Source organism: Parafrankia sp. BMG5.11 (assembly GCF_004337455.1).
The window spans coordinates 253,424-277,547 of record NZ_SJXI01000015.1; the positions used below are offsets into that span (position 1 = coordinate 253,424).

Sequence of the window (24,124 nt, forward strand, 5' to 3'; positions counted from 1 at the left end):
AGCCTGGCGCGCCGGATGATGCTGATCGCGTTCGGGTGGATCGCGCTGCTGCTCGTCGGTGGCGGTTTCGCGCTCGACCGGACGCTGACTAATCTGGTGGAAAGCAATTTCGACGATCAGCTCGAATACCTGCTGAATTCGATGCTCGTATCGGCCGAGATCGGCCCGGACGGCGAGGTTTATTTCAACCGCACCATCGGCGAACCGCGCTTCCTGGAGCCGAACAGCGGCCTCTATTTCCAGATCAGCGCACAGGGGCAGGAGGGGTATCCCTCACGCTCGCTGTGGGACAAGACCCTCGCCACCCGGCCCGACCACGTCGATTCGATGCCCCACTTCTACGACAGCGCCCAGTTTCCCGATGAGCCGCTGCGCGTGATCGAGCGTACCGTCACCCTGCCGTTCAGCGACGCGCGCTGGACCTTCACCGTCGCTTCGGCACGCGTGCAGCTTGACGAGCAGATCCAGCGCATCCGCTCGATCCTGGTGTGGAGCTTCGCGATCCTGGGGCTGGGCCTGTTCCTGATGGCGGCGCTGCAGACCTGGTACGGCCTCAGCCCCTTGCGCCGGGTGCGGATCGCCATCCAGCATATGCGCACCACCGGCATCAACCGGGTCGCCGACCCGCTGCCGCAGGAAGTGCGTCCCCTGGTAGAGGAGCTCAACGCCCTCCTCGCCCACTCGGAAAAGCAGGCAGAGGAAGCGCGCACGCACGCCGGCAATCTCGCGCATGCGCTGAAGACCCCGCTGACGGTGATCAACAACGCGGCCACCGCCAAGTCGCCCGACCTTGCCGACACGGTGATCCGCGAGGCGGGCACGATCCGCCGCCATGTCGATCACCACCTCGCCCGCGCGCGCGCCGTGGGCCGCCGCGCGGTCGGCCACGCGCGGACGCCGGTGTGCGAAAGCGCCGAAGCGGTCCGCCGCGCGGTCGAGCGGCTATATCCCGAAGTGCGCTTCGATCTCGACGGCAACCGCCAGGCGAAAGTCGCCATCGAGCGGCAGGACCTCGATGAAATCCTCGGTAACCTGATCGAGAATGCCGCAAAGTACGGCGGCGGCAGCGTGTTCGTGACCGTCGATGCCGAGCCGGAAGACGCCGCCTGCGTCATCTGGGTAGAGGACGACGGCATGGGGATTCCCGACGAAGAGCGCGGCCGCATCTTCGCGCGCGGGGCGCGGCTCGACACCGGCAAGCCTGGCACCGGCCTTGGCCTCGCGATCGTGCGCGATGTGGCGGAAATCTATGGCGGCGGGGTGACGCTGGGCGAGAGCGAGGATCTCGGCGGCCTGCTGGTCCGGCTGATCCTGCCCAGGGCCGGATAACGCGCTGGGTAACGGGCCGGGGAGCTACGCCTCGCGCGCCTGCTCGTGATGGCGGATCACCTCGTCGATCACGAAGCGGATGAACTTTTCGCTGAATTCGGGATCGAGCTGCGCCTCCTCCGCCAAAGTGCGCAGGCGCTGGATCTGCGCCGCCTCGCGCGCTGGATCAGCCGGAGGCAGCTCTGCGTGTGCCTTGTACTCGCCGACCGCCTGCGTAATGCGGAACCGTTCGGCCAGGATGTGGATCAGCGCGGCATCGAAGTTGTCGATGCTCTTGCGATAAGCGGCCAGCACGGGATCGGGGGCGTCGGTCATCTGGCGGTGCACGATAGCGGCGATTCCCGGCTTGCCAAGCGTGGTCCAGCCCCCCATGTCGCCCGCCATGAGCGCCGACATCGTCCCGCTGAAGCGACACGCAGGCGAGACGCCGTCCCTCGACCCCATCCTTGCGCTGACCGCGCCCGGCATGAACGCGGTCAATGCCGTGATCCTCGACCGCATGCAGTCGAAGATCCCCTTGATCCCGGCGTTGGCGGGCCACCTGATCTCAGGCGGGGGCAAGCGGCTGCGGCCCATGCTGACGCTCGCGGGGGCCGAGCTGGTGGGATATAACGGCGCGCGGCATCACAAGCTCGCCGCCGCGGTCGAATTCATCCACACTGCCACCCTGCTGCACGACGATGTGGTGGACGGCAGCGACCTGCGCCGCGGCAAGGCGGCGGCCAACATCATTTTCGGCAATCCGGCAACCGTGCTGGTGGGCGATTTCCTGTTCAGCCGCGCGTTCGAGCTGATGGTCGAGGACGGCAGCCTCAAGGTCCTGAAAATCCTGTCCAACGCCAGCGCGGTGATCGCGGAAGGCGAGGTCGACCAGCTGACCGCCCAGCGCCAGATCGAAACGAGCGAGGAACGCTACCTTGCGATCATCGGCGCCAAGACCGCCGCGCTGTTCGCCGCCGCCAGCCGGATCGCGGCGGTTGTGGCCGAGTGCGATGACCGGCGCGAGCAGGCGCTCGACGATTACGGCCGCAACCTCGGCATCGCATTCCAGCTGGTCGACGACGCGATCGACTACGATTCCGATGCCAGCACCATGGGCAAGGCGCGGGGCGACGACTTCCGCGAAGGCAAGATGACCCTGCCGGTGATCCTCGCCTACGCCCGCGGCAGCGAGGCTGAGCGCAAGTTCTGGCAGGCGGCCATCGCCGGCCATCGCGGCGGCGACGAGGCGCTCGCCGAAGCCACCAGGCTGATCGCGCAGCATCAGGCGCTGGAGGCCACGCGCGAGCGGGCGCGCCACTTCGCCCAGCGCGCGATCGATGCGCTATCGATCTTTCCCGACGGCGCGGCGCGGCGGGCCATGACCCAGGCCGCGCAGTTCGCGGTGGCGCGCGGTTACTGACTCTCTGCGTTGCCCCGATGAGAAGGCGGGGCTTCATTCCCCGATGCATGTGATCGCCGCAACCAGTCCCAGCTTCCGCTCGAACGGCAGGGTGGGTAGGGCAGGTCGATGAGCGCCGATCTGCCCATCGACGCGGTGCTGCCCGATCTCCTCGCGGCGCTGCGCGAACGAACCGGAGCCGTGCTGATCGCTCCCCCCGGTGCCGGTAAGACCACCGCCGTAGCGCCCGCGCTGCTCGGTCAGCCATGGTGTACCGGACAGGTCATCGTCACTTCGCCCCGCCGGGTGGCCGCCCGCGCCGCTGCCGAGCGGATGGCGGAGCTGATGGGTGAGAAGGCGGGCGAGACGGTCGGCTACCTCACCAGGCTCGACAGCAAGCAGTCAGCGCGCACCCGCATCCTGGTCGTGACCGAGGCGATCCTGGTCAATCGGCTGCTCGACGACGCCGAGTTGTCTGGCGTTTCCGCGCTGCTGTTCGATGAAGCGCACGAACGGCATCTCGACGGTGACCTTGGCCTCGCGCTGGCGCTGGAAACGCGCGCGGTGCTGCGCGAGGATCTGCGGGTGGTGGTCATGTCCGCGACCATCGACGGCGCGCGCTTTGCCGATCTGATCGGCCCCGGCACGCCGGTGATCGAGAGCGCGGGCAAGGCCTTTCCGCTGGAAATCAGGTGGCTGGGATCGGCTCCCGCCAAGCGCATCGAGGATGCGATGGCGGACGCGGTCATGCAGGCGTGGCGCGAAACCGCGGGCGACCTGCTCGCTTTCCTGCCGGGCGTGCGGGAGATCGAACGGGTTCGCGAACGGCTTGAGCTGCGCCTTGCCGATACGCCGATCCTGCCGCTTCATGGGCAGGTCGAGCCGGGCGCCCAGCGCGCCGCAATCCGCCGCGATCCGCAGGGACGACGCAGGATCGTGCTGGCGACCAGCATCGCTGAAACCTCGCTCACGCTCGACGGCGTGTCGGTGGTGGTCGACAGCGGGCTGGCCCGCGGCGCCGCGTTCGACAAGGCAGCCGGGACCACTCACCTGGTCACCAGCCGGGCGAGCCAGGCCGCCGCCGCCCAGCGCGCCGGCCGCGCGGCGCGGCAGGGGCCGGGGGTCGCCTATCGCCTGTGGGAAGCCGCCGCGCACGCTGGCCGTCCGGCGTTCCAGGCGCCCGAGATGCTGACCGCCGACCTTGCGCCACTGGTGCTGGCGCTTGCCCAATGGGGCGCGGCCGATCCGGCGGGCCTGCCGTGGCTTGATCCGCCGCCCCCCGCCGCAGCGGCTGCCGCGAGAAGTGCCCTGGCGAGCCTGGGCGCGATCGGCGGGGACGGGCGCATCACCGCACACGGCCGCGCGATGGCGCAACTGGCGATGGCCCCTGGCCCAGCGCACATGGTGCTGTTCGCAGCGCAGAACGGGGCTGCGCGCGATGGCGCCGAACTGGCGCTGCTGCTGCAGGAGCGGGGACTGGGCGGGCGGGGTGAGGACCTGGCCCAGCGCCTTTCCCGCTGGCGGGGCGACCGCTCGCCCTCCGCCACCGCAGCGCGCAAGCTCGCCGCCCGCTGGGCGCGCCGCGCCGAGGAGCTGACCGGCCAAGACGCCGCTGCCAATGCGCCGACTGCCGGGGTGCTGCTGGCGGAGGGCTTCCCCGACCGGGTGGCGCGGCGGCGGGGTCCGGATGCGGAAGAATGGCTCTCCGCCGGCGGGCGCGCTTACCGCCTTGAGCGGACCTCCCCCCTCGCGGGCGCTGAATGGTTGGCGATCGGCGACGCGCAAGGCTCGGCGCAAGGAGCGCGGATCACCGCCGCCATCGAACTGCCGTATACCGAACTGACCCGCTGGCTGGACCACCGGATCGAGGAGCGCTGCCACGTCCGCTGGATCGCTGAGCGGGAGGCGGCCGAGCCGGTGCGCGAGCGGCGGCTGGGTGCCATCGTGCTGTCGCGCGGGCACGACCCGTCGGCGGCCCAGGGCGCGGTAACCGCGCTGCTGGTCGACCATTTTCGCCGGGAAGGGCTGGCGGCGCTGCCGCTGTCGCCGGCGTGCCGCACCCTGCTCGCCCGGGCGCGGTATGCCGGGATCGAGGCGCTGTCGGAGCCCGCGCTCAAGGCCGATGCCGAAGGCTGGCTGGGCGACATCGCCGGGGCGTTGAACTCGCTGCGCAAACTCGATCCCGCGGCGATCCGCCAGGCGCTGCACAACCGGCTGACCTACCAGCAGCGGATGGATCTGGAACGCTATGCCCCGGCCGAATTCACCAGTCCCGCGGGCACCAGCCATGCGATCGACTACGCCGGCGACGACGCGCCCAGTGTCGAGGTTCGGGTCCAGGCGCTGTTCGGGCTGGAAGTGCATCCGATGATCGGGACCACGCCGCTGCTGCTCAAGCTCACCAGCCCCGCCGGTCGCCCGCTCCAGTCCACCCGCGATCTGCCGGGCTTCTGGCGCGGCAGCTGGGCGGACGTGAAGAAAGATATGAAGGGCCGCTATCCCAGGCACCGCTGGCCGGACGAACCGTGGGCGGAAAAGCCCAGCCTCAAGACCAAGAATGCCTTTTCCCGCTCCCCAAGCTGATCTAGGACGAAAGCCACCATGGCAGCACGTATTTACCAACGTCCCAAAAGCACGATGCAGTCCGGCAAGGCACGGACGGCAGAATGGGTGCTCGAATTTGAAAGCACCGAAGCCCAGCGGCCCGATCCGCTGATGGGCTGGGCCGGTGGGTCCGACACCCAGAGCCAGGTGGTGCTGACCTTCGCCAGCGTGGCAGAAGCGACCGCCTATGCCGACAAGTACGGCATCCCTGCGCGGGTCCAGCCGACCCCGCCCAAGCGGCTGAAGCTGCAGGCCTACGCCGACAACTTTCGTTAGTGCGGGGACCGGTCATCTGCGGATGATCTCGCGCGGATCCAGCCCAACTCCCCCGCCCGGCCACCCGATAGCATCACGGTATCGTATCGGGTGGCCGGGCGGGGGAGTTGGGCCGGCACCGTGGCCAGCCGGACGGCTGGACAAAACACCACGAAGACTCCATATGCCCGGCCGGGAGTCGGTCGGACGCTTGCGTCCGCCAACCTGGTCAGGTCCGGAAGGAAGCAGCCACAACGGGTTGCGGCGGGTCGGCCGGCTCCTCCTCATTCATCCGATGACTTTCGCCCCCTCAATCCCTAGCTTCGCTTCATGAGCGAATCCGGGGACATGTTCGGCGAGACCCCGCCCGAAGACGATACCGACCGCGCCCCCAGTGCGGCGGAGCTGGAGGCGGCGGGCCAGAACGCGATGTTCGTCGATCCCGCGCCGGCCCCGACGCCCGCACCCGCACCCGCACCCGCACCCGCAGCTGCGCCGGCACCCTCTCCGGCAGCGCAGCCGTATCGCGTCCTCGCCCGCAAGTACCGGCCACAGACCTTCAGCGAGCTCATCGGGCAGGAACCGATGGTCCGCACGCTGGCCAATGCGATCAAGCGCGACCGGCTGGCGCACGCTTTCCTGATGACCGGCGTGCGCGGCGTGGGCAAGACTTCGACCGCGCGGCTCATCGCCAAGGCGCTCAACTGCATCGGCCCCGATGGCACCGGCGGCCCGACGATCGACCCGTGCGGAGAGTGCGAGCCATGCCGCGCGATCGCCGAAGGGCGCCACATCGACGTGATCGAGATGGACGCGGCCAGCAACACCGGCGTCGACGACGTGCGCGAGATCATCGAGGCGGTCCGCTACGCGGCAGTCAGCGCCCGCTACAAGATCTACATCGTCGACGAAGTCCACATGCTGTCGCGCAATGCGTTCAACGCCTTGCTCAAGACTCTTGAGGAACCCCCCGCGCATGTGAAGTTCCTGTTCGCGACCACCGAGGTCGAGAAGCTGCCGGTCACCGTGCTTAGCCGGACCCAGCGGTTCGACCTGCGGCGCATCTCCGCCGAGCTGCTTCAGCAGCATTTCGCTAGCATCTGCCGCCAGGAGGGCGTCGAGGCGGAGGACGAAGCGCTGCACCTGATCGCCGGCGCAGCAGAAGGATCGGTGCGCGACGGCTTGTCGATCCTCGACCAGGCGATCGCCCACGCCGACCTCGACACCGAGGGGCCGACCAACGCACCGATGGTGACCGCAGAGCGGGTGCGCGACATGCTCGGGCTGGCGGACAAGAGCGCGCAGCGGCGGCTTTTCACGCACCTGCTCGAAGGCGATGCCAAAGGGCTGCTGACCGCGCTTGCCGACCAGTACGCGCTCGGCGTCGAGCCGATGGCGCTGATGCGCAGCCTGATGGAACTGACCAACCGCATCACCGTGTGCCAGGTCGGCGGCAGCGGCGCCGATGCGCCCACCATCGAAGAACGCGCCGTGATCGACGAGTGGGCGGAGCGGCTCTCTCCCGGCCAGCTTCACCGGCTGTGGCAGCTTCTGCTCAAGGGCTACGACGAGGTGCGGGCCGCGCCCGATCCGCTGGTCGCCGCGCAGATGGCGCTGCTCCGCGCCCTCCATGCGAGTGATCTGCCCGACCCGGGCACGCTGGCGAAATCGCTGGAGGAGATGGCGGCGCGCGCCGCCGCGTTGCCCTCTGCAAGTGCTGGCGCCGATGCCGCGCCCGTGGCACCCGCCGCGCTCGACTGGACGCAGTTGGTCGATGACATCGAGAACAAGATCGGCCGCCTGCAGCTCGCCTCGCAGCTCAAGATGCAGGTGCGCCCGGTCGAGGTGGTCGCGGGCCAGCTGACGTATGCGCTGGCGCCCGGCTTCAGTGACGATCTGGCCCCCGATCTCAGGCAGGCGCTGCTCGAGCTGACGGGCGAGCGCTGGCAGGTCGAGCGCGTGGCCGAGGGCGGCGCGCCCACGCTTTACGAACGCGAGCAGATGGACCGCGATGCCGCCGCGCAGAAGCTGCGCGCGCATCCGCTGGTTGAAGCCGCCTTCGCCGCATTCCCCGACGCCGAACTGGTGCCTGAAGAAGGCGCCGCCGGCATACCCCCATGGAGAAGTCGCGCATGAAATCGATGGAAGAGATGCTGGCCGCCGCGCAGAAAGCGGCTGAAACGATCCAGCAGCAGATGGGCGACGCCCAGGCCAAGCTCGACGCGCTTGAGGTCGAAGGCGTATCGGGCGGCGGCCTGGTCAAGATCCGCTGCACCGCCAAGGGCCGCATCCTAGGCGTGTCGATCGACGACAGCCTGATCGTGCCGGAAGAAAAGACGATGCTGGAAGACCTCGTCACCGCCGCGTTCAACGATGCGCGCGGCAAGGCGGACCGGGTGGCCAACGACGAGATGCAGAAGATCCAGTCGGGCATGGGACTGCCCCCGGGACTGGAAATCCCCGGCTTCAGCTGAGCGGAAGCGGCCCCGCGCCTAGGGGTTGATACGGAGGCCCTGGTCAGCAGGCTGTTGATGCCCGGCGGCATAGCCCTGCCGCGTGGCGCGCTTCTTTCTGCTGATCGGCCCCGTCTTCGCCGCCGCCGCTCCTGTGCTGGCAGCGGAAGAGCGCGCCACGATCAACGTCTCCCTCAAGATTGAGCCGTTTTGCGCGGCGCGCTCCGTGCCGGCGAGCAACAGCGCGGGGCCCAGCTTCGCGATCGACTGTGCACGGAACCCGCAGCGGGCCGGACCCGGGCGCGAGGGTTCGCCGCCCTACTCCGTGCGGACCGTGCGCAATGCCAGGGGCACGGTGATCTCGTTCGAGTTCTGATGCGACTGTGCGCAGCGGTGCCTGCGCCCGTTGCGCGCCCGCGCGCCAGCTCCCATATCCGTTTCCAACAGACGGATATCTTTCATGAACCAGCTTTTCCCCCTCCTCCCCTTGCGCGACATCGTGGTCTTTCCGGGCCAGGTCGTGTCGATCTTCGTCGGCCGCGAGAAGTCGGTCGCCGCGCTGGAAGCAGCGATGGAAGGCGACAAGGACATCTTCCTCGTCGCGCAGCTCGATCCGGGATGCGACGATCCGTCGGACGACGATCTGTTCGATACCGGCGTGATCGCGCAGGTCCTGCAGCTGCTCAAGATGCCCGACGGCACGGTCCGCCTGCTGGTCGAGGGTGGCACTCGCGCCAATCTGGTCGCCATGCGGCAGGAAGGCGGCTTCGTCGTCGCCGAAGTGGAGAGCACGTCGCCGGAAACCGCCGCGGGTAGCGAAGTCGTGGCGATGATGCGCCAGGTGGTCGAGCAGTTCGGCGAGTATGCCAAGCTCAACAAGAAGCTGGGCGAGGGCGCGGGCAACGATCTGACCGAAATCGACGACGCCGGGGAACTGGCCGACACGATCTCCGCCGCGCTGGCGGGCAAGGTCGCCGACAAGCAGGCGCTGCTGGCCGAACGCGATCCGCTCAAGCGGCTGGAAATGGTCATGTCGATCATGGAAGGCGAGCTGTCGGTGCTCAAGGTCGAGCGCAAGATCCGCGGCCGCGTGAAGCGCCAGATGGAAAAGACCCAGCGCGAATATTACCTCAACGAACAGTTGAAGGCGATCCAGAGCGAGCTGGGCGGCGACGGCGAGGACGGCGACGAGATCGCCGAGCTGACCGACAAGATCGCCAAGCTGAAGCTGAGCAAGGAAGCGCGCGCCAAGGCCGAAAGCGAGCTCAAGAAGCTCAAGACCATGCAGCCGATGAGCGCCGAAGCAACGGTCATCCGCAATTACCTCGATGTGCTGCTGGGCCTGCCGTGGGGCAAGAAATCGAAGGTCAAGAAAGACATCGCGCAGGCGCAGGCCGTGCTCGATGAGGACCACTATGCGCTGGAAAAGGTCAAGGACCGGATCGTCGAATACTTGGCCGTCCAGGCGCGCACCAACAAGCTTAAGGGGCCGATCCTGTGCCTCGTCGGTCCTCCGGGCGTCGGCAAGACCAGCCTCGGCAAGTCGATCGCCAAGGCGACCGGGCGCGAATTCGTGCGCCAGTCGTTGGGCGGCGTGCGCGACGAGGCGGAGATCCGCGGCCACCGGCGCACCTACATCGGATCGTTGCCGGGCAAGATCGTGTCCAACCTGAAAAAGGCCGGGACCAGCAACCCGCTGTTCCTGCTCGACGAGATCGACAAGCTGGGCCAGGATTTTCGCGGCGATCCGGCCTCGGCTCTGCTGGAAGTGCTCGACCCTGAACAGAACTCCAAGTTCCAGGATCACTACCTGGAGCTGGACCTCGACCTGTCGGACATCATGTTCGTGACCACCGCGAACAGCCTGAACCTGCCGCAGCCGCTGCTCGACCGGATGGAGATCATCCGGCTGGAAGGCTATACCGAGGACGAAAAGGTCGAGATCGCCGAGCGCCACCTGATCGCCAAGCAGATCGAGGCGCATGGCCTGAAGGACGGCGAGTTCGTCCTCACCACCGATGGCCTGCGCGACCTGATCCGCTATTACACTCGCGAGGCGGGCGTCCGCACGCTGGAGCGCGAGATCGCACGGCTCGCGCGCAAGAGCCTGCGCAAGATCCTCGAGAAGCAGGTGAAGAGCGTCACCGTCACGCCTGAAAACCTTGGCGAGTTCGCCGGGGTGCGCAAGTTCAAGCACGGCGTCTCCGAGGAAGAGGCGCAGGTCGGCGCGGTCACCGGGCTGGCGTGGACCGAGGTGGGCGGCGAACTGCTGACCATCGAAAGCGTGACCACGCCGGGCAAGGGCGAGATCAAGACCACCGGCAAGCTGGGTGACGTGATGACCGAGAGCATCGCCGCGGCGTTCAGCTTCGTGAAGGCGCGCGCGCCGGCCTATGGCATCCGGCCGAGCGTGTTCCAGCGCAAGAACATCCACATCCACCTGCCCGAAGGCGCGGTGCCCAAGGACGGGCCCAGCGCGGGTGTCGGCATGGTCACCTCGATCGTTTCAACGCTGTCGGGCGTCGCCGTGCGACCCGACGTGGCGATGACCGGTGAGGTCACCTTGCGCGGACGGGTGCTGGCGATCGGCGGGCTTAAGGAAAAGCTGCTCGCGGCCCTGCGCGGCGGAATCAAGACGGTTCTCATCCCGGAAGACAACGTCAAGGATCTTGCCGAGATACCGCAGAACATCAAGGATGGGCTGGAGATCGTGCCGGTCGGCCATGTGGATCAGGTACTGGAACGGGCGCTGGTAACCCCGCTCGATGCGATCGAGTGGAGCGAGGCCGACGACCTTGCCAGCCAGCCGCTGCGGCATGGGCCGGGCGAAGGCGCCACCGCGCACTAGGTCTGCCGCGACATCGGCGTGCGCGGCCAGCAACGCCGGAAACGCCGGTGGTGCGACGCTACGGCATCCGAACCGGACCGTTTCGAGACGGTTCGGCTCGGTTTGCCCCGCGTGACAGGGGACCGGCCCTATTTGGCTTTGACTCAGGTGCCAAAACCTCGTCAGAAGTCCGCCCTTCGCAGCAGCGAATCCTGGGGGACGAACGGCGGGTCCGCGCGCGCCATCCCAGGCGGGTCTGACATATCATCGCCGCAAGGGGGAATGAATGAACAAGAACGATCTCATCGGCGCGGTCGCCGAGAATGCGGGGCTGTCGCGCACTGACGCCGCCAGCGCGGTGGAGGGCGTGTTCGACGCCATCACCGGCGCTCTCAAAAAGGGGGACGAGGTCCGCCTGGTTGGCTTCGGCACGTTCACCGTGTCCCGCCGCAAGGCATCGACCGGACGCAACCCCCGGACCGGCGAACCGATGAAGATCAAGGCATCCAACCAGCCCAAGTTCAAGGCGGGCAAGCTGCTGAAGGATTCGGTCAACTGACCGTCTAGCCAGTCACGGCCATCGGCGACACCGGGCGCCCCAGCGGGGACACCCGGTGCCAGCCGCTAATCGATCTTGATCAGCGCGGTCGGCGCCTGCTTGGTGCGCACGTTGATCGTCCAGGCCAGCGTCTTGCCGCGGGCACCCGTGGCGGCTCCCTCGTCGGTGTTATTGGCCAGGATCTCGCCATCGGTGGTGACGGTGAAGGTGCCCTCCGTCACCGGCCACACGGGCGGCGTGACCGAGCCTTCGCCGGCCTCTGCCGCGACCCTGGTCGCTTCGTCCGCCGCGCCCGCCATCATCCCGCCCATCATCATCGCTTGAAACGGGTTGGTCCCCGCCGGGGAGACGAGGCCCGCAGCGTCGATCCGCACGGTCCCGCCCTGGCGGCGGGTGGCGGTGACGAAGAAGTTCGCCATCGGGAAGCCTTCGAGTGTCGGGAACACAAAATCGTGGTCCAGCTTCCCGCTCAACGCAAAGCGAACGTCGAACAATCCGTCGCCCTTGTAATCGACCCGGCTCCAGCCGGCCTGGCGCCGAAGCCGGGCGGCCAGTTCTTCGGCCGCCGCGGGGTCTGCCGGATCGATCCCGCCGAGCATCGCGCGCATCGCCGCGGCTTCCTGATCCTTTTTCGCCAGCCGCGCGGCCGCGCCGTCGTCCCACGCCTGGCGCTGCTCGGCTTCCTCCTCCGGCGTGCAGTCGCGCTGCTCGAACGTATCGTCGTCGGCGCAGAAAGCGGTGAAGGTTTCCTCGGTTTTCGCGCCCTGACCCATCTGCGCCAGCTTGCTCAGCGCCAGCAGGTGGATCTCGCCGTCATAGGTATAGGTAAAGGCGCCGCCCTTGCGGATGTCGAGCGTGGAGGCGAACTTGCCCGGCGTCAGCAGGCATCCGGCCAGCAACAGCGCGGCGGCGGCCGTGATTGCCGCGGCCGCAAACCGGCGCGGTCGTTTTATCCAGATCATCGAGATTCCCCCCAGTTAAACCCCGTTGCGGCGCGCTTACGGCGTGCGTGTGGCCACCGCATACAGCGCGATCGCCGCCGCGTTCGATACGTTGAGGCTTTCCATCGCCTCGCTGATCGGCAGCCGCGCCAGCGCATCGCAATGACTGGCGATGTTGTGCCGCATGCCTCCCCCTTCCGCGCCGAGCACCAGCGCGACCCGCCCGGCGGGCAGTGCCTCGGCCAGTGTCGTGTCCGCTTCGCCGGCGAGGCCGATGCGCCAGTATCCCGCCTCGGCCAGCTCCTCCAGCGCGCGGGCGAGGTTCACCACCCGCACCCACGGCACGATTTCCAGCGCGCCGCTGGCCGATTTGGCCACCGTGCCCGATTCGGGCGGAGCGTGACGGTCCTGCGTGACGATGGCTGCCGCCCCGAACGCGGCCGCCGAACGCATGATCGCGCCCACGTTGTGCGGATCGGTCACCTGGTCGAGCACCAGCACCGGGCCGCCGCCTCGACCCTCATCAAGGTCTTCTTCGCTGGCGATCACGTCGTCGAGAAACACGTCTTCCAGTGGGACGCATTCGAGCACCAGCCCCTGGTGCGGTGCATCGCGCGCCACCAGCCGACCCAGATCGTGCGCATCGGCGTATTCGACCGGGAAGTCCGCCGGCAGTTCGCCATCGAGCGATTCAATGCCTTCGCGCGTCGCCCACAACTTGCGATGCTGGCGTTCCGGGTTCTTGAGCGCGGCTTCCACCGCGTGCCGGCCCCACAGCCGGACCTGCCCCGTGCCGGCGCGTCCGCTGCCCCGGCCGCCCTGCATGCGCCCGGCGCGTCCGCGCATCGCTCGTTTTTTCTCGCCCTTGGCCATCGGCAGCCCCTGCCAGCGCGGCCATTGACAGGCAAGCGCTGCTTCGCCATGGCGCGCCTCTCTCGGCCCACGGACCCCGCATGCGGGATGGAAGTGGAGCTCGTAAGCCCTGTGTGGACAGGTGGCCGAGTGGTTAAAGGCAGCAGACTGTAAATCTGCCCGTGCAAGCGTACGCTGGTTCGAATCCAGCCCTGTCCACCACCGCCTTTTCAAGGTAGGGCTTTCCCGGTGGGGCGTGTTTCTCGGTGGGCGGGGATCATGAAGCGAATACCAATGGGTTACGAAGCGCGGCTCAAGGCCGCGTCGCGGCGGCGCAAGCTGGTGCGGATCGGGAAGGCCTCGATCGTCGGAGTTGTGGTGCTGACCGCAGGTCTGTGGGGATACGTGCTGCTGACGGGCTGAGCGGCGCTTGCCGTGCCCGGCCCGCGCGCCTAATCCGCCGCGATGGACGCAACGCACCGCCCGGTGATCTCGGCGACGGGACTTTACACCCCGCCGGAAACAGTCACCAACGCCGAACTGGTCGACAGCTTCAACGAGTATGTCCGGCGCCATAACGCCGAGCACGCCGACGCGATCGCGGCGGGAAACCGTCCGGCGCTGGAGCCAAGCTCTGTCGAGTTTATCGAGAAGGCGAGCGGGATCAAGTCGCGCCACGTGGTCGACAAGGCGAGCGTGCTCGATCCCGGAACGATGTGCCCGCGCATCCCGGAACGCGCGAATGACGAACTGTCGATCATGGCGGAGGTCGGCGTCACCGCCGCGCGCCAGGCGCTGGAGCGGGCGGGGCGCGCGCCCGGCCAGGTGGACGCGGTGCTGTGCGCGGCGTCCAACATGCAGCGCGCCTATCCGGCGATGGCGATCGAGATCCAGCACGCGCTGGGCATCGACGGCTTCGGGTTCGACATGAATGTTGCGTGCTCGTCCGCCACCTTCGGCATCCAGACCGCCGCCGATTACATCCGCGCGGGGAACGCGCGCAGCGTGCTGGTGGTCAGCCCCGAAATCACCAGCGGCCACCTCAACTGGCGCGACCGCGACAGCCACTTCATCTTCGGCGATGTCGCCACTGCGGTGCTGGTAGAGGATGCTGAGCTGGCGCCGGCGGACCACTGGGACATCCTCGGCACCAAGCTGAAGACGGTGTTCTCCAACAATATCCGCAACAACTTCGGCTTCCTCAACCGCGCCGCGCCAGAGGGCGCCGGCCAGCCCGACAAGCTGTTCGTCCAGGAAGGGCGCAAGGTGTTCAAGGAGGTGGTGCCGATGGTCGCCGCGATGATCGTCGAAGAAGCGGACCGGTTGGGCATCGATCCGCGCTCGCTGCGGCGGTTGTGGCTCCACCAGGCGAACGCCGGAATGAATCGCCTGATCGCGCAGAAAGTGCTGGGGCATGAGGCGAGCGAGGACGAAAGTCCGACGGTGCTGGATACCTATGCCAACACCTCCAGCGCCGGCTCGATCATCGCGTTCCACCAGCACTCCGGCGACTTGGTGGCGGGCGACACCGGGATCATCTGCAGCTTCGGCGCGGGGTATTCCGCCGGGACCGTGTTCGTCCGCAAGGCGGGGTAGCGCCCGCGCGGTTTCGCCTGCTCGGTTTTACTTGTGAGCATCGGGCGCACGACCTAAGCCGCTGCCTATGGCCGGAGAAATTCTCGACAACAAAGGCCGCGGCGACGCGCACTGGCAGTGGCCCTCGGTCCATCCTGAAGGAAGAAAATTCGCGCTGATCAGCGCGACGGCGGCGTTCGTGTGCGCGCTGCTGGCGTGGGAGACTATCGCGTGGCCGCTCGCCTTCCTGACCTTGGGCGTGCTGGCGTTCTTCCGCGATCCGGAGCGCGTGGTCCCGCAGGACGATCGGCTGATCGTCTCGCCGGCGGATGGCATGGTCTCCCTGATCGCGCAGGTGGAGCCTCCGGCCGAACTGCAGGTCGATGATGGCAGCGGTGCGCGCGGGCTGTCTGCCGGACCCGTCACCCGCATTTCGATCTTCATGAGCGTGTTCGACGTGCACATCAATCGCGCGCCGATCGGCGGCACGGTGCGGCGGGTGGTCTATATCCCGGGCAGGTTCGTCAACGCCGACCTCGACAAGGCGAGCGAGGAGAACGAGCGTCAGCATATCCTGATCGAACGGCCGGACGGCACCGCGATCGGCTTCACCCAGATCGCCGGCCTGCTGGCGCGGCGGATCGTCCCGTTCATCAAGCCGGGCGACATGGTCGCGGCCGGCCAGCGGGTCGGGCTGATCCGCTTCGGCAGCCGGGTGGATATCTACCTTCCGGCCGGCACTGACGCGAAAGTCGTGTTGGGGCAGACGGTGGTCGCAGGCGAAACCCCGCTCGCCGAAATCGGTACGCAGAAGCTGCTGGAAGGCATCAACCAATGACAGATTTCGACCGGCCACGGGTCGGCCCCAAGGCGGCCGAGGACGAGGTTCCGCTCGCCACTCGCCGCCGCCCCAGCGGACTGGCGATGCGCGCGGTCGTTCCCAATGCCATCACCGCCGCGGCGATGTGTTCCGGGCTGACCGGCATCCGTTTCGCGATGGGCGGGCTGTGGGCGGAAGCGGTCATCGCCGTCATCCTGGCCGGGGTGCTGGACGGGATGGACGGGCGCATCGCGCGGCTGCTGCAGGCGCAGTCACGCTTCGGCGCGGAACTCGATAGCCTGGCCGATTCGCTCAGCTTCGGCACCGCTCCGGCGCTGATCCTGTTCCTGTGGTCACTGGGCGATCCGGCCAGCCCGCTCGCGCGGCTCGGCTGGTTCGCGGCGTTGGCGTTCGCGATCTGCGGCGCATTGCGGCTTGCCCGGTTCAACGCGCAGATCGACGTGAAGGAGCAGCCGCACAAATCCGCCGGTTTCCTGACCGGGGTGCCCGCCCCGGTGGGCGCGGGGCTGGCCTTCCTGCCGGTCTACCTGTGGCTGGCGACTGGCGAGGACATCTTCCGCGATCCGCGGCTGGTGGCGCCGTGGATTGCGCTGATCGCGTTCCTGATGATCTCGAACGTGGCGACGCTCAGCTGGACGCTGATGCGCCCCCGGCGTGACGTGCGGCTGGGAGTGATCCTGGTGGTTGGCCTGGTGTTCGCGGCATTGCTCCTGGAACCGTGGTGGACGCTGGTGGCGATCTGCGCCGTGTATCTGGCGCTGATCCCGTATGCCTGGATGCGCTATGCGCGGATCAAGCGGCAGCGCGCAGCGGCTTTGCCGTCCACACCACCCGGCGCGCTCCCCGAGCACCCCTGACCGCGAGCGGGCGCAGCGCGGGCAACGGCTGCAACATGTCTTCGCCTTGGAACCGCACCGTCACCCGCCGGTCCTCATGAGCCGACACCTGCTCGCTCCGCAGCAGCCGGAACGCGTTCCGGCCGCGGACGGCGGCATCGGCAAGAGTGGCGACACTGGTCACGGCGACAGCGGCAAACAGTGCGACAAGCAGGAAAGCGATCATTTTTGCGAGACCTTCAATGGTCGGCACAACCGCGTTGACGGTATGTGGACAACTGGTGGAAAACTCCGAATCGGTTGTGGTTCCCGATACGAGACAATGTTCGCTTTTTGTTCCGCCCGGTCAAGGGTAATTTGCGCCAGTCCGAATCAACGGCGCGGTGAATTGAAGGTGGCAATCGGCGCGCGTTGACGCTATGGGCCGCCCCGTTCGTCATCTTTCCCGATGGGAAATGGCGGGCAAATCCACATGGAGAGCACTTCATACCGGTGCCGCGCGCGGGATCTCCGCACGGGTTCCAGCTCTCCAGAGGCCAAACCGGAAAGGAATTACCTATGGCGGCTCCGACCGTCTCCATGCAGCAATTGATCGAGGCCGGCGCGCACTTCGGCCACCAGACCCACCGCTGGAACCCGCGGATGAAGCCGTACATCTTCGGCGCCCGCAACGGTGTGCACATCATCGACCTGTCGCAGACCGTGCCGCTGATGGCGCGCGCGCTCGACTTCATCCAGGACACCGTACGTTCGGGCGGCAAGGTGCTGTTCGTCGGCACCAAGCGCCAGGCGCAGGAGCCGATCGCAGAGGCCGCACGCCGTTCGGGCCAGCACTTCGTCAACCACCGCTGGCTGGGCGGGATGCTGACCAACTGGAAGACCATTTCCGGTTCGATCAAGCGCCTCAAGAGCCTGGACGAGCAGCTGTCGGGCGAAATCTCGGGCCTGACCAAGAAGGAAATCCTCCAGCTCACGCGTGAGCGTGACAAGCTCGAGATGAGCCTGGGCGGCATCCGCGACATGGGCGGCATTCCGGCGGTCATGTTCGTGATCGACGCGGGCAAGGAAGACCTCGCGATCAAGGAAGCCGGCGTGCTCGGCATTCCGGTCGTCGCCGTGCTCGACACCAACGTCGATCCGAGCGGCATCGCGTTCCCGATCCCCGGTAACGACGACGCCGCGCGCGCCGTCCGCCTGTACTGCGACGCGGTGGCCGAAGCCGCCTCGAGCGGGAAGGGCCGCGCGACCATCGATTCGGGCCAGGACATCGGCGCGATGGCCGAACCGCCGGCGGAAGCCGACGTGGCCGAAGCGAGCGGCGCCCAGGCCCCTGCCGAGGCTGCCGCACAGGGCTGATGCCCGCGCATCGCCTGCCTGCCTAATACCCTGTTCGCGCGGCGCCGGGCTCAAATCCGGCGCCGCGCCGCATGATACCAAGAAGGAAGACTGACATGGCTGCTTTCACCGCCGCCGACGTGAAGAACCTGCGCGAGAAGACCGGCGCGGGCATGATGGACGCCAAGAAGGCGCTCGAGCAGACGAACGGCGACATCGAAGCCGCGGTCGACGCGCTGCGCGCCAAGGGGCTTGCCACCGCCGCCAAGAAATCGAGCCGCACCGCGGCCGAAGGCCTGGTCGGCGTGGCCGTCGAGGGCACCAAGGGCGTGGCCGTCGAGGTCAACTCCGAGACCGATTTCGTCGCCAAGAACGACAAGTTCCAGGATTTCGTCCGCAAGGTCACTGAAGTAGCGCTGACGGACGGTGCCAATGATGTCGAAACGCTGAAGAGCGCCGCCTATCCCGACGGCGGCACGGTGGCTGACAAGCTGACCGACAACGTCGCGACGATTGGCGAGAACCAGCAGGTCCGCCGGATCAAGCATGTGTCGGTGAACCAGGGCGTGGTGGTGCCGTACATTCACAACGCCGCCGCGCCGAACCTCGGGAAGATCGGCGTGCTGGTCGCGCTGGAATCGACCGCCGACAAGGGCGCGCTCGAAAGCCTCGGCAAGCAGCTGGCGATGCACATCGCCGCCGCGTTCCCGCAGGCGCTCGACGCTGACGGCCTCGACGCGGAAGTGATCGAGCGCGAACGCAAGGTCGCCGCCGACAAGGCTGCCGAGAGCGGCAAGCCGGCTGACGTGCAGGCCAAGATGGTCGAAGGCGCGGTCAAGAAGTTCGCCAAGGAGAACGCGCTGCTCAGCCAGCTGTTCGTCATGGACAACAAGACCGCCATCAGCGACGTCGTCGCCGCCGCCGGCAAGCAGGCGGGCGCGGAGATCGTGCTCAAGGATTACGTCCGCTTCCAGCTCGGTGAAGGCATCGAGAAGGAAGAGACCGACTTCGCCGCCGAAGTCGCGGCCGCGGTCAAGGGCTGAGCCTCAACCCGAACAACGGGCGGCCGCCGGAGCGATCCGGTGGCCGCTTTCGTTTGTGGCCCCGGGACCCTTACCGCCGACCCTCACCGCCGACCCTTGCCGCAGGGGTCCCGCCGCCTATAAGAGCGCGCAATCCGCCCCGGCCGTTACACGAGAAACCAGCTTCATGGCCCTGCCACCCCTTAAGCGCGTGCTCCTCAAGCTGTCGGGCGAGGTGTTGATGGGCAGCCAGCAGTTCGGCATCGACCCCGCGTTCGTGGCGGAGCTCGCCCAGGAAGTGAAAGCGGCCAAGGATACCGGCCTTGAAATCTGCCTGGTGATCGGCGGCGGCAATATCTTCCGCGGAATGGCGGGCGCGGCTGCCGGCATGGACCGCGCGCAGGCCGATTACATGGGCATGCTGGCGACCGTGATGAACGCGCTGGCGATGCAGAACGCGCTCGAACAGATCGGGGTGCAGACCCGCGTCCAGTCAGCGGTGCAGATGGACACAGTGTGCGAACCGGTGATCCGCCGCCGCGCCGAACGGCATCTCGAAAAAGGCCGCGTGGTGATCTTCGCTGCCGGCGTCGGCGCGCCATACTTCACCACCGACAGCGGCGCCGCCCTGCGTGCGGCCGAGATGCGCTGTGACGCCCTGCTCAAAGGCACCAGCGTTGACGGGGTGTACGACAGCGACCCCAAGAAAAACCAGTCCGCCCGCCGTTTCGATACCGTGACTTACGACCGGGTGTTGGCAGACAACCTCAAGGTGATGGACGCCTCCGCCGTGGCGCTGTGCCGCGACAATGACATCCCGATCGTGGTGTTCTCGATCCGCGAGCAGGGCAATCTGGCACGGGTGCTGAGCGGGCTGGGCGTGCAGACAATCGTTCAATCCGATGACGCGGGAGAAGCCTGATGGCAAAGTATGACAAGGCCGACATCGAGCGGCGGATGAAGGGCGCGGTCGAATCGCTGAAAAGTGATCTCGGCGGCCTCAGGACCGGGCGCGCCAATGTCGCGCTGCTCGATCCGGTGGTGTGCGAAGTGTACGGCGCGATGATGCCTTTGAACCAGGTCGCCACCGTGTCGGCGCCCGAGCCGCGGATGCTGAGCGTCCAGGTGTGGGACAAGGCCAACCTCACCGCGGTGGAAAAGGGCATCGCCAAGGCCAACCTGGGCCTGAACCCCATGATCGACGGCCAGACCCTGCGCCTGCCGCTGCCCGACCTGACGCAGGAACGGCGCAAGGAACTGGCCAAGCTGGCCGGCGAATACGGCGAAAAGGCCAAGATCGCGATCCGCAACGTCCGCCGCGACGGGATGGAGAACCTGAAGGACGACGAAAAGAAGAAGGACATCTCCGAAGACGACCGCAAGCGGTCCGAGGAAGACGTCCAGAAGCTGACCGACGCGCACGTCGCCGACACCGATGCCGTCGTCGCGGCGAAGGTGAAGGAGATCCTCACCCAGTGAGCACCCGGACGGGAGCGCGTGGGTGACGAACGAGGCCGGGGTCGCACGGCACGTTGCGATCATCATGGACGGCAACGGGCGCTGGGCCAAGGCGCGCCACCTGCCGCGCGTGGTCGGGCATCAGCGCGGGGTGGAGGCGGTGCGCAAGCTCGTCCGCAGCCTGCATGACACGTCCATCGAGTGCCTGACGCTGTACGCGTTCAGTTCCGAAAACTGGAAGCGACCGGACGATGAGGTCGACGATCTGATGAACATGATGCGCAAGTTCATCAAATCGGACTTGCCCGAATTCATCGCGAACGACGTCAAGCTGCACATCCTGGGTGACTGGCGCGGTCTTGCGCCCGATATCGTCGCGCTGCTCGAAGATGCACTGGCACAGACCGCCAAGGGCAGCCGGACGCTGGCGGTCGCGCTGAACTATGGTTCGCAGCAGGAAATCGCCCGCGCCGCGACCCGCGCCGCCGAGGAGGGAGCGATCACCGCCGAGGCGATCGAGCGCCACCTCAATACGGCAGCCCTGCCGCCGCTCGACCTGCTGATCCGCACCAGCGGCGAGGTGCGGCTGTCGAACTTCCTGTTGTGGCAGTGCGCCTATGCCGAGATGATGTTCACCGACGTGCTGTGGCCGGATTTCACTCCGGCGCATTTAACCGATGCGCTTGACGACTTCGCGCGCCGGGAGAGGCGGTTTGGTGGACGATAGGATTAACCCGGCAGCGCCGCGAGCAAGGCGCAGCGACCTGCCGGTGCGGCTCGCTTCGGCCCTGCTGATGCTGGCGGTGACCATCGCCGCGCTGGTGATCGGCGGGCGGGTGTTCGATGCATTCGTGGTGCTGGTGGCGCTGGTCGCCTTCGCCGAATTCGTGATGCTGGTGATGAAGGCGACGGCAAGCGTCGCCATCCGCCTCGCCGCGATCCTGGCGGGCGCGCTGTACTTCGGTTTTGCCGGCGGGGTGCTCGCGGGCGCGGGCGATTTCCTGATCGTGCTGATCATCGGGGTGACTGTGTTCACCGACACCTTCGCCTATTTCAGCGGGCGCACCATCGGCGGCCCGAAGGTGGCGCCGTCGATCAGCCCCAACAAGACCTGGGCTGGCGTGATCGGCGGGATGATCGGCGCAGGCTTGTGGGTGGTGCTGTGGATCGTCGCGATCGACGGCGGGATCGCCGGTCCGCGGTTCGAGCTGGGCCTGCCGCTGATCGCGGAAAACCTGGGGCTCGCGGCGATGCTCGGCGCGATCCTCGCGGTGCTGGCGCAGGCGGGCGACTTCTTCGAAAGCTGGCTCAAGCGGCGGGCGGGGGTGAAGGATTCCTCCAGGCTTATTCCGGGGCACGGCGGCGTGTTCGATCGGGTCGACGGCATGTTGCCGGTGGCGATCGCGGTCGGCGTGCTGGCAGCGACGCTGGTCAACTGATGCGGACGATCTCGATCCTCGGCGCGACCGGATCGGTGGGCGCCTCGACGCTCGACCTGATCCGGCGCAACCGGGAAGACTGGCGGGTCGTCGCGCTGACCGCCAACTGCAACGCGCAGGAACTTGCCGCTCTAGCGCGCGAGTTCGGCGCGGAAATCGCGGTGGTGGCGGATGAAAGCTGCCTGCCTGAACTGCGCGATGCGCTCGGCGACAGCGGGATCGACGCCGCGGGCGGGGCATCGGCGCTGATCGAGGCGGCCGCGCGGCCGGCAGACCTGACTGTTGCTGCGATCGTCGGCTGCGCGGGCCTGGCACCGGTCATGGCCGCGATCGAGCAGGGCGGCACGATCGCGCTCGCCAACAAGGAAGCGCTGGTCTCCGCCGGTGACGTCATGACCGCCGCGGTCGCGCGGCACAGGGCGACGCTGCTGCCGGTGGACAGCGAGCACAACGCGATCTTCCAGTGCCTCGCCGGCAACCGGATCGAGGATGTGCGGCGCATCACGCTCACCGCCAGCGGAGGGCCGCTGCGGACGTGGGACGCGGCGCAGCTTCGGGCCGCGACGCCCGCGCAGGCCGTCGCACACCCCAACTGGGACATGGGCGCCAAGATCAGCGTCGATTCCGCGACGATGATGAACAAGGGCCTCGAATTCATCGAGGCGCACCACCTGTTTCCCGTGGGGCTCGACCGGATCGCCATCGTGGTTCACCCGCAGAGCGTGATCCACTCGATGGTCGAATACCGCGACGGGTCGACCCTGGCGCAGCTTGGCCCCAGCGACATGCGGGTGCCGATCGCCAGCTGTCTTGCATACCCTGCACGGATGGAGACGCCGATGGCGCCGCTCGACTTGCCGGCGCTCGGCACGCTGACCTTCGAGGCGCCCGACGAAGCGCGCTTTCCCGCCACCCGCCTTGCGCGTGAGGCGGCCCAGGCGGGCGGGGCGGCACCGGCGGTGCTCAACGCCGCGAACGAGATCGCGGTCGCACGCTTCCTCGCCGGTCAGATCGCGTTCACCGATATTGCCGCATTGGTCGCGCGCGCGCTGGAGGAAGGCAACCTCCCGCCCGCCCCGCAAACCTTTGCCGAAGTGCTTGATCTGGACCGTGCGACCCGCGCACGGGTGACCGCCATGCTGGAGCTTGCCTGAGTTGATCGAAAGCCCCCCTTTCTGGCTGTACATCGTCGGTTTCCTGCTGCTGCTGGGGCCGCTGGTGACGGTGCACGAGTTTGGCCATTATCTGATGGGCCGCCTGTTCGGCGTCGGGGTGGAGGCGTTCTCGGTCGGATTCGGCAAGGAGATCGCCGGCTTCACCGACAAGCGCGGCACCCGCTGGAAGCTGTCGGCCCTGCCGCTGGGCGGATATTGCCAGTTCAAGGGCGACATGAACCCCGCCTCGATGCCCGATGCGGCCAAGGTCGCGGCGATGAGCCCGGCGGAGCGCGACGGCAGTTTCCATCATGCGCCGCTGTGGCAACGATCGCTGATCGTGCTGGCCGGCCCGCTGACCAACATCGTCGTCGCGCTGGCGATCTTCGCCTCCTTCAACCTCGCGTATGGCCGGGTAGAGGCACCGCCGGTGGTCGACCGGTTCGCTGCCGGATCGGCGGCGGAAGCGGCGGGGCTGGAGGCGGGCGACCGGATCGTCGCGCTCGACGGTGCGCCGGTCAGCGATTTCATGGCCATCCGGCGCGAGGTCGCGCTCTATCCCGGCCGCGCGATCGAACTCACCGTCGACCGCGAAGGCGATACGGTGGAGATCCCGGTCACGGTCGGCGAGATGATCCAGCGCGACACCTTCGGCAACGAATCGCGCGTCGGCGTGCTCGGCATCTACGCGGTCGAGCCGCGGATGGTGCCGATGGGCGTGGGCGAGGCGGTGGGCCAGGCGTTTGTCCAAAGCTGGCAGATGGCCGAGATGATGGCGGTCGGGATCGGCCAGATCGTCACCGGCGACCGGTCGGTGCAGGAACTGGGCGGCCCGATCAAGATCGCCAAGTTTTCGGGCGAGCAGCTCAGCCTGGGGCCGCAGGCGTTCGTGTGGTTCGCGGCGCTGATCTCGCTTAATTTGGCATTCATCAACCTGTTGCCAATCCCCGCCCTCGACGGTGGGCACCTGGCTTTCTACGCGGCCGAGGCGGTCCGCCGGAAGCCGATCGGCGCTCGCGGTCAGGAAGTGGCGTTCCGCGCCGGCGTGGCGGTGATCCTTGCGCTGATGGTGTTCGTCACGATCAACGACCTGCTCTCGCTGCCGATCCTCGGGCGCTAGCAGCACTCGGTTCGGGGATCGCAGCGCGGGAACAAGCGGTGCCGCACCGCTTGATCGGGACCCCGCTATCGGGCAAGGGCGCACGCACGTGCCGCCGGGCCTGTAACCGGCAGGCGGCGGGCGCGCACCTTCGCGCACAACTT

General features: G+C 67.6%; 25 protein-coding genes, 1 tRNA gene and 1 other RNA gene. 24 read left to right on the forward strand and 3 right to left on the reverse strand.

Annotation, left to right across the window (positions count from 1 at the left end; all coding sequences use genetic code 11):
• Window positions 1-15: 15 nt before the first annotated feature.
• Complete coding sequence (locus E0504_RS12095) at window positions 16-1,329, forward strand: sensor histidine kinase (RefSeq protein WP_373693894.1); 1,314 nt, start codon at window positions 16-18, stop codon at window positions 1,327-1,329.
• A 24-nt stretch (window positions 1,330-1,353) separates the two neighbouring features.
• On the opposite strand, the gene E0504_RS12100 is transcribed toward E0504_RS12095, so the two are convergent.
• Window positions 1,354-1,644 (reverse strand): chorismate mutase, encoded by a 291-nt coding sequence (locus tag E0504_RS12100; protein ID WP_131624571.1) that lies wholly within the window; start codon window positions 1,642-1,644, stop codon window positions 1,354-1,356.
• Between the two features lie 67 nt (window positions 1,645-1,711).
• Between E0504_RS12100 and E0504_RS12105 the strand changes: the two genes are divergently transcribed.
• From E0504_RS12105 to E0504_RS12145, 9 genes are all read left to right on the forward strand, one after another.
• Window positions 1,712-2,731: a polyprenyl synthetase family protein gene (locus E0504_RS12105; protein ID WP_131624354.1), complete on the forward strand. Its 1,020-nt coding sequence runs from the start codon at window positions 1,712-1,714 to the stop codon at window positions 2,729-2,731.
• A gap of 108 nt (window positions 2,732-2,839) precedes the next feature.
• Window positions 2,840-5,293, forward strand: coding sequence for an ATP-dependent helicase HrpB (hrpB, locus tag E0504_RS12110; RefSeq protein WP_131624356.1), 2,454 nt, complete (start codon window positions 2,840-2,842; stop codon window positions 5,291-5,293).
• 18 nt (window positions 5,294-5,311) lie between these two features.
• Window positions 5,312-5,590: an ETC complex I subunit gene (locus tag E0504_RS12115; RefSeq protein WP_131624358.1), complete on the forward strand. Its 279-nt coding sequence runs from the start codon at window positions 5,312-5,314 to the stop codon at window positions 5,588-5,590.
• Between the two features lie 171 nt (window positions 5,591-5,761).
• Window positions 5,762-5,856: signal recognition particle sRNA small type (gene ffs / locus E0504_RS12120), an RNA gene on the forward strand.
• 43 nt (window positions 5,857-5,899) lie between these two features.
• Window positions 5,900-7,705, forward strand: a complete 1,806-nt coding sequence (locus E0504_RS12125) for a DNA polymerase III subunit gamma/tau (RefSeq protein ID WP_131624360.1) — start codon at window positions 5,900-5,902, stop codon at window positions 7,703-7,705.
• Complete coding sequence (locus E0504_RS12130; RefSeq protein ID WP_131624362.1) at window positions 7,702-8,043, forward strand: YbaB/EbfC family nucleoid-associated protein; 342 nt, start codon at window positions 7,702-7,704, stop codon at window positions 8,041-8,043. The genes E0504_RS12125 and E0504_RS12130 overlap by 4 nt, the downstream gene beginning before the upstream one ends.
• An 82-nt stretch (window positions 8,044-8,125) precedes the next feature.
• Complete coding sequence (locus tag E0504_RS12135) at window positions 8,126-8,398, forward strand: hypothetical protein (protein ID WP_131624364.1); 273 nt, start codon at window positions 8,126-8,128, stop codon at window positions 8,396-8,398.
• 84 nt (window positions 8,399-8,482) lie between these two features.
• A complete protein-coding gene (gene lon / locus E0504_RS12140) occupies window positions 8,483-10,870 on the forward strand; it encodes an endopeptidase La (RefSeq protein WP_131624366.1) in 2,388 nt (795 codons plus the stop codon).
• Window positions 10,871-11,135: 265 nt separating this feature from the next.
• A complete protein-coding gene (locus E0504_RS12145) occupies window positions 11,136-11,408 on the forward strand; it encodes an HU family DNA-binding protein (RefSeq protein ID WP_131624368.1) in 273 nt (90 codons plus the stop codon).
• A 65-nt stretch (window positions 11,409-11,473) separates the two neighbouring features.
• On the opposite strand, the gene E0504_RS12150 is transcribed toward E0504_RS12145, so the two are convergent.
• Window positions 11,474-12,307, reverse strand: coding sequence for a hypothetical protein (locus E0504_RS12150; RefSeq protein WP_207912504.1), 834 nt, complete (start codon window positions 12,305-12,307; stop codon window positions 11,474-11,476).
• Between the two features lie 99 nt (window positions 12,308-12,406).
• On the reverse strand, window positions 12,407-13,222 hold the full coding sequence (gene rlmB, locus E0504_RS12155; RefSeq protein ID WP_131624371.1) for a 23S rRNA (guanosine(2251)-2'-O)-methyltransferase RlmB: 816 nt from the start codon (window positions 13,220-13,222) through the stop codon (window positions 12,407-12,409).
• A 115-nt stretch (window positions 13,223-13,337) separates the two neighbouring features.
• On the opposite strand from rlmB, the gene E0504_RS12160 reads away from it, so the two are divergent.
• The 14 genes from E0504_RS12160 (at window position 13,338) to rseP (ending at window position 23,981) form a co-directional block, all read left to right on the forward strand.
• A tRNA-Tyr gene (locus tag E0504_RS12160) sits at window positions 13,338-13,423 on the forward strand.
• Between the two features lie 57 nt (window positions 13,424-13,480).
• Entirely contained in the window at window positions 13,481-13,624 is a 144-nt protein-coding gene (locus tag E0504_RS50335; RefSeq protein WP_165938492.1) for a hypothetical protein, read from the forward strand.
• A gap of 42 nt (window positions 13,625-13,666) precedes the next feature.
• A complete protein-coding gene (locus E0504_RS12165) occupies window positions 13,667-14,797 on the forward strand; it encodes a beta-ketoacyl-ACP synthase III (protein ID WP_131624373.1) in 1,131 nt (376 codons plus the stop codon).
• 67 nt (window positions 14,798-14,864) lie between these two features.
• The gene (locus E0504_RS12170) at window positions 14,865-15,614 is read left to right on the forward strand and encodes a phosphatidylserine decarboxylase (RefSeq protein WP_131624375.1); all 750 of its coding nucleotides are present in this window, start codon (window positions 14,865-14,867) and stop codon (window positions 15,612-15,614) included.
• Entirely contained in the window at window positions 15,611-16,474 is an 864-nt protein-coding gene (locus E0504_RS12175; protein WP_131624376.1) for a phosphatidylcholine/phosphatidylserine synthase, read from the forward strand. Before E0504_RS12170 ends, E0504_RS12175 begins: the two co-directional genes overlap by 4 nt.
• Window positions 16,475-16,550: 76 nt before the next feature.
• Window positions 16,551-16,868, forward strand: coding sequence for a hypothetical protein (locus E0504_RS12180; RefSeq protein ID WP_131624378.1), 318 nt, complete (start codon window positions 16,551-16,553; stop codon window positions 16,866-16,868).
• A gap of 143 nt (window positions 16,869-17,011) precedes the next feature.
• Window positions 17,012-17,809, forward strand: a complete 798-nt coding sequence (gene rpsB / locus E0504_RS12185; RefSeq protein WP_131624379.1) for a 30S ribosomal protein S2 — start codon at window positions 17,012-17,014, stop codon at window positions 17,807-17,809.
• A 95-nt stretch (window positions 17,810-17,904) separates the two neighbouring features.
• The gene (gene tsf / locus E0504_RS12190) at window positions 17,905-18,831 is read left to right on the forward strand and encodes a translation elongation factor Ts (protein ID WP_131624381.1); all 927 of its coding nucleotides are present in this window, start codon (window positions 17,905-17,907) and stop codon (window positions 18,829-18,831) included.
• Between the two features lie 166 nt (window positions 18,832-18,997).
• A complete protein-coding gene (pyrH, locus tag E0504_RS12195) occupies window positions 18,998-19,732 on the forward strand; it encodes a UMP kinase (RefSeq protein WP_131624383.1) in 735 nt (244 codons plus the stop codon).
• A complete protein-coding gene (gene frr / locus E0504_RS12200; RefSeq protein ID WP_131624385.1) occupies window positions 19,732-20,289 on the forward strand; it encodes a ribosome recycling factor in 558 nt (185 codons plus the stop codon). Before pyrH ends, frr begins: the two co-directional genes overlap by 1 nt.
• Window positions 20,290-20,311: 22 nt before the next feature.
• Window positions 20,312-20,995 (forward strand): polyprenyl diphosphate synthase, encoded by a 684-nt coding sequence (uppS, locus tag E0504_RS12205; RefSeq protein ID WP_207912508.1) that lies wholly within the window; start codon window positions 20,312-20,314, stop codon window positions 20,993-20,995.
• A gap of 43 nt (window positions 20,996-21,038) precedes the next feature.
• A complete protein-coding gene (locus E0504_RS12210; RefSeq protein WP_207912509.1) occupies window positions 21,039-21,707 on the forward strand; it encodes a phosphatidate cytidylyltransferase in 669 nt (222 codons plus the stop codon).
• Window positions 21,707-22,861 carry a 1-deoxy-D-xylulose-5-phosphate reductoisomerase gene (gene dxr / locus E0504_RS12215; protein WP_131624389.1) on the forward strand — a complete coding sequence of 385 codons (1,155 nt, stop codon included), beginning with the start codon at window positions 21,707-21,709 and terminating at the stop codon, window positions 22,859-22,861. Before E0504_RS12210 ends, dxr begins: the two co-directional genes overlap by 1 nt.
• A gap of 1 nt (window position 22,862) precedes the next feature.
• Window positions 22,863-23,981, forward strand: coding sequence for an RIP metalloprotease RseP (gene rseP, locus E0504_RS12220; RefSeq protein WP_373693895.1), 1,119 nt, complete (start codon window positions 22,863-22,865; stop codon window positions 23,979-23,981).
• Window positions 23,982-24,124 lie beyond the last annotated feature (143 nt).

Excerpts from the sequence above, each read along its gene's own strand:
- E0504_RS12095 (WP_373693894.1), top strand. The coding sequence starts at position 16 with ATGATGCTGATCGCGTTCGGGTGGATCGCGCTGCTGCTCGTCGGTGGC.
- E0504_RS12100 (WP_131624571.1), bottom strand. The coding sequence starts at position 1,644 with ATGACCGACGCCCCCGATCCCGTGCTGGCCGCTTATCGCAAGAGCATC.
- E0504_RS12105 (WP_131624354.1), top strand. The coding sequence starts at position 1,712 with ATGAGCGCCGACATCGTCCCGCTGAAGCGACACGCAGGCGAGACGCCG.
- hrpB (WP_131624356.1), top strand. The coding sequence starts at position 2,840 with ATGAGCGCCGATCTGCCCATCGACGCGGTGCTGCCCGATCTCCTCGCG.
- E0504_RS12115 (WP_131624358.1), top strand. The coding sequence starts at position 5,312 with ATGGCAGCACGTATTTACCAACGTCCCAAAAGCACGATGCAGTCCGGC.
- E0504_RS12125 (WP_131624360.1), top strand. The coding sequence starts at position 5,900 with ATGAGCGAATCCGGGGACATGTTCGGCGAGACCCCGCCCGAAGACGAT.
- E0504_RS12130 (WP_131624362.1), top strand. The coding sequence starts at position 7,702 with ATGAAATCGATGGAAGAGATGCTGGCCGCCGCGCAGAAAGCGGCTGAA.
- lon (WP_131624366.1), top strand. The coding sequence starts at position 8,483 with ATGAACCAGCTTTTCCCCCTCCTCCCCTTGCGCGACATCGTGGTCTTT.
- E0504_RS12145 (WP_131624368.1), top strand. The coding sequence starts at position 11,136 with ATGAACAAGAACGATCTCATCGGCGCGGTCGCCGAGAATGCGGGGCTG.
- rlmB (WP_131624371.1), bottom strand. The coding sequence starts at position 13,222 with ATGGCCAAGGGCGAGAAAAAACGAGCGATGCGCGGACGCGCCGGGCGC.
- E0504_RS50335 (WP_165938492.1), top strand. The coding sequence starts at position 13,481 with ATGAAGCGAATACCAATGGGTTACGAAGCGCGGCTCAAGGCCGCGTCG.
- E0504_RS12165 (WP_131624373.1), top strand. The coding sequence starts at position 13,667 with ATGGACGCAACGCACCGCCCGGTGATCTCGGCGACGGGACTTTACACC.
- E0504_RS12170 (WP_131624375.1), top strand. The coding sequence starts at position 14,865 with ATGGCCGGAGAAATTCTCGACAACAAAGGCCGCGGCGACGCGCACTGG.
- E0504_RS12175 (WP_131624376.1), top strand. The coding sequence starts at position 15,611 with ATGACAGATTTCGACCGGCCACGGGTCGGCCCCAAGGCGGCCGAGGAC.
- E0504_RS12180 (WP_131624378.1), top strand. The coding sequence starts at position 16,551 with ATGAGCCGACACCTGCTCGCTCCGCAGCAGCCGGAACGCGTTCCGGCC.
- rpsB (WP_131624379.1), top strand. The coding sequence starts at position 17,012 with ATGGCGGCTCCGACCGTCTCCATGCAGCAATTGATCGAGGCCGGCGCG.
- tsf (WP_131624381.1), top strand. The coding sequence starts at position 17,905 with ATGGCTGCTTTCACCGCCGCCGACGTGAAGAACCTGCGCGAGAAGACC.
- pyrH (WP_131624383.1), top strand. The coding sequence starts at position 18,998 with ATGGCCCTGCCACCCCTTAAGCGCGTGCTCCTCAAGCTGTCGGGCGAG.
- frr (WP_131624385.1), top strand. The coding sequence starts at position 19,732 with ATGGCAAAGTATGACAAGGCCGACATCGAGCGGCGGATGAAGGGCGCG.
- dxr (WP_131624389.1), top strand. The coding sequence starts at position 21,707 with ATGCGGACGATCTCGATCCTCGGCGCGACCGGATCGGTGGGCGCCTCG.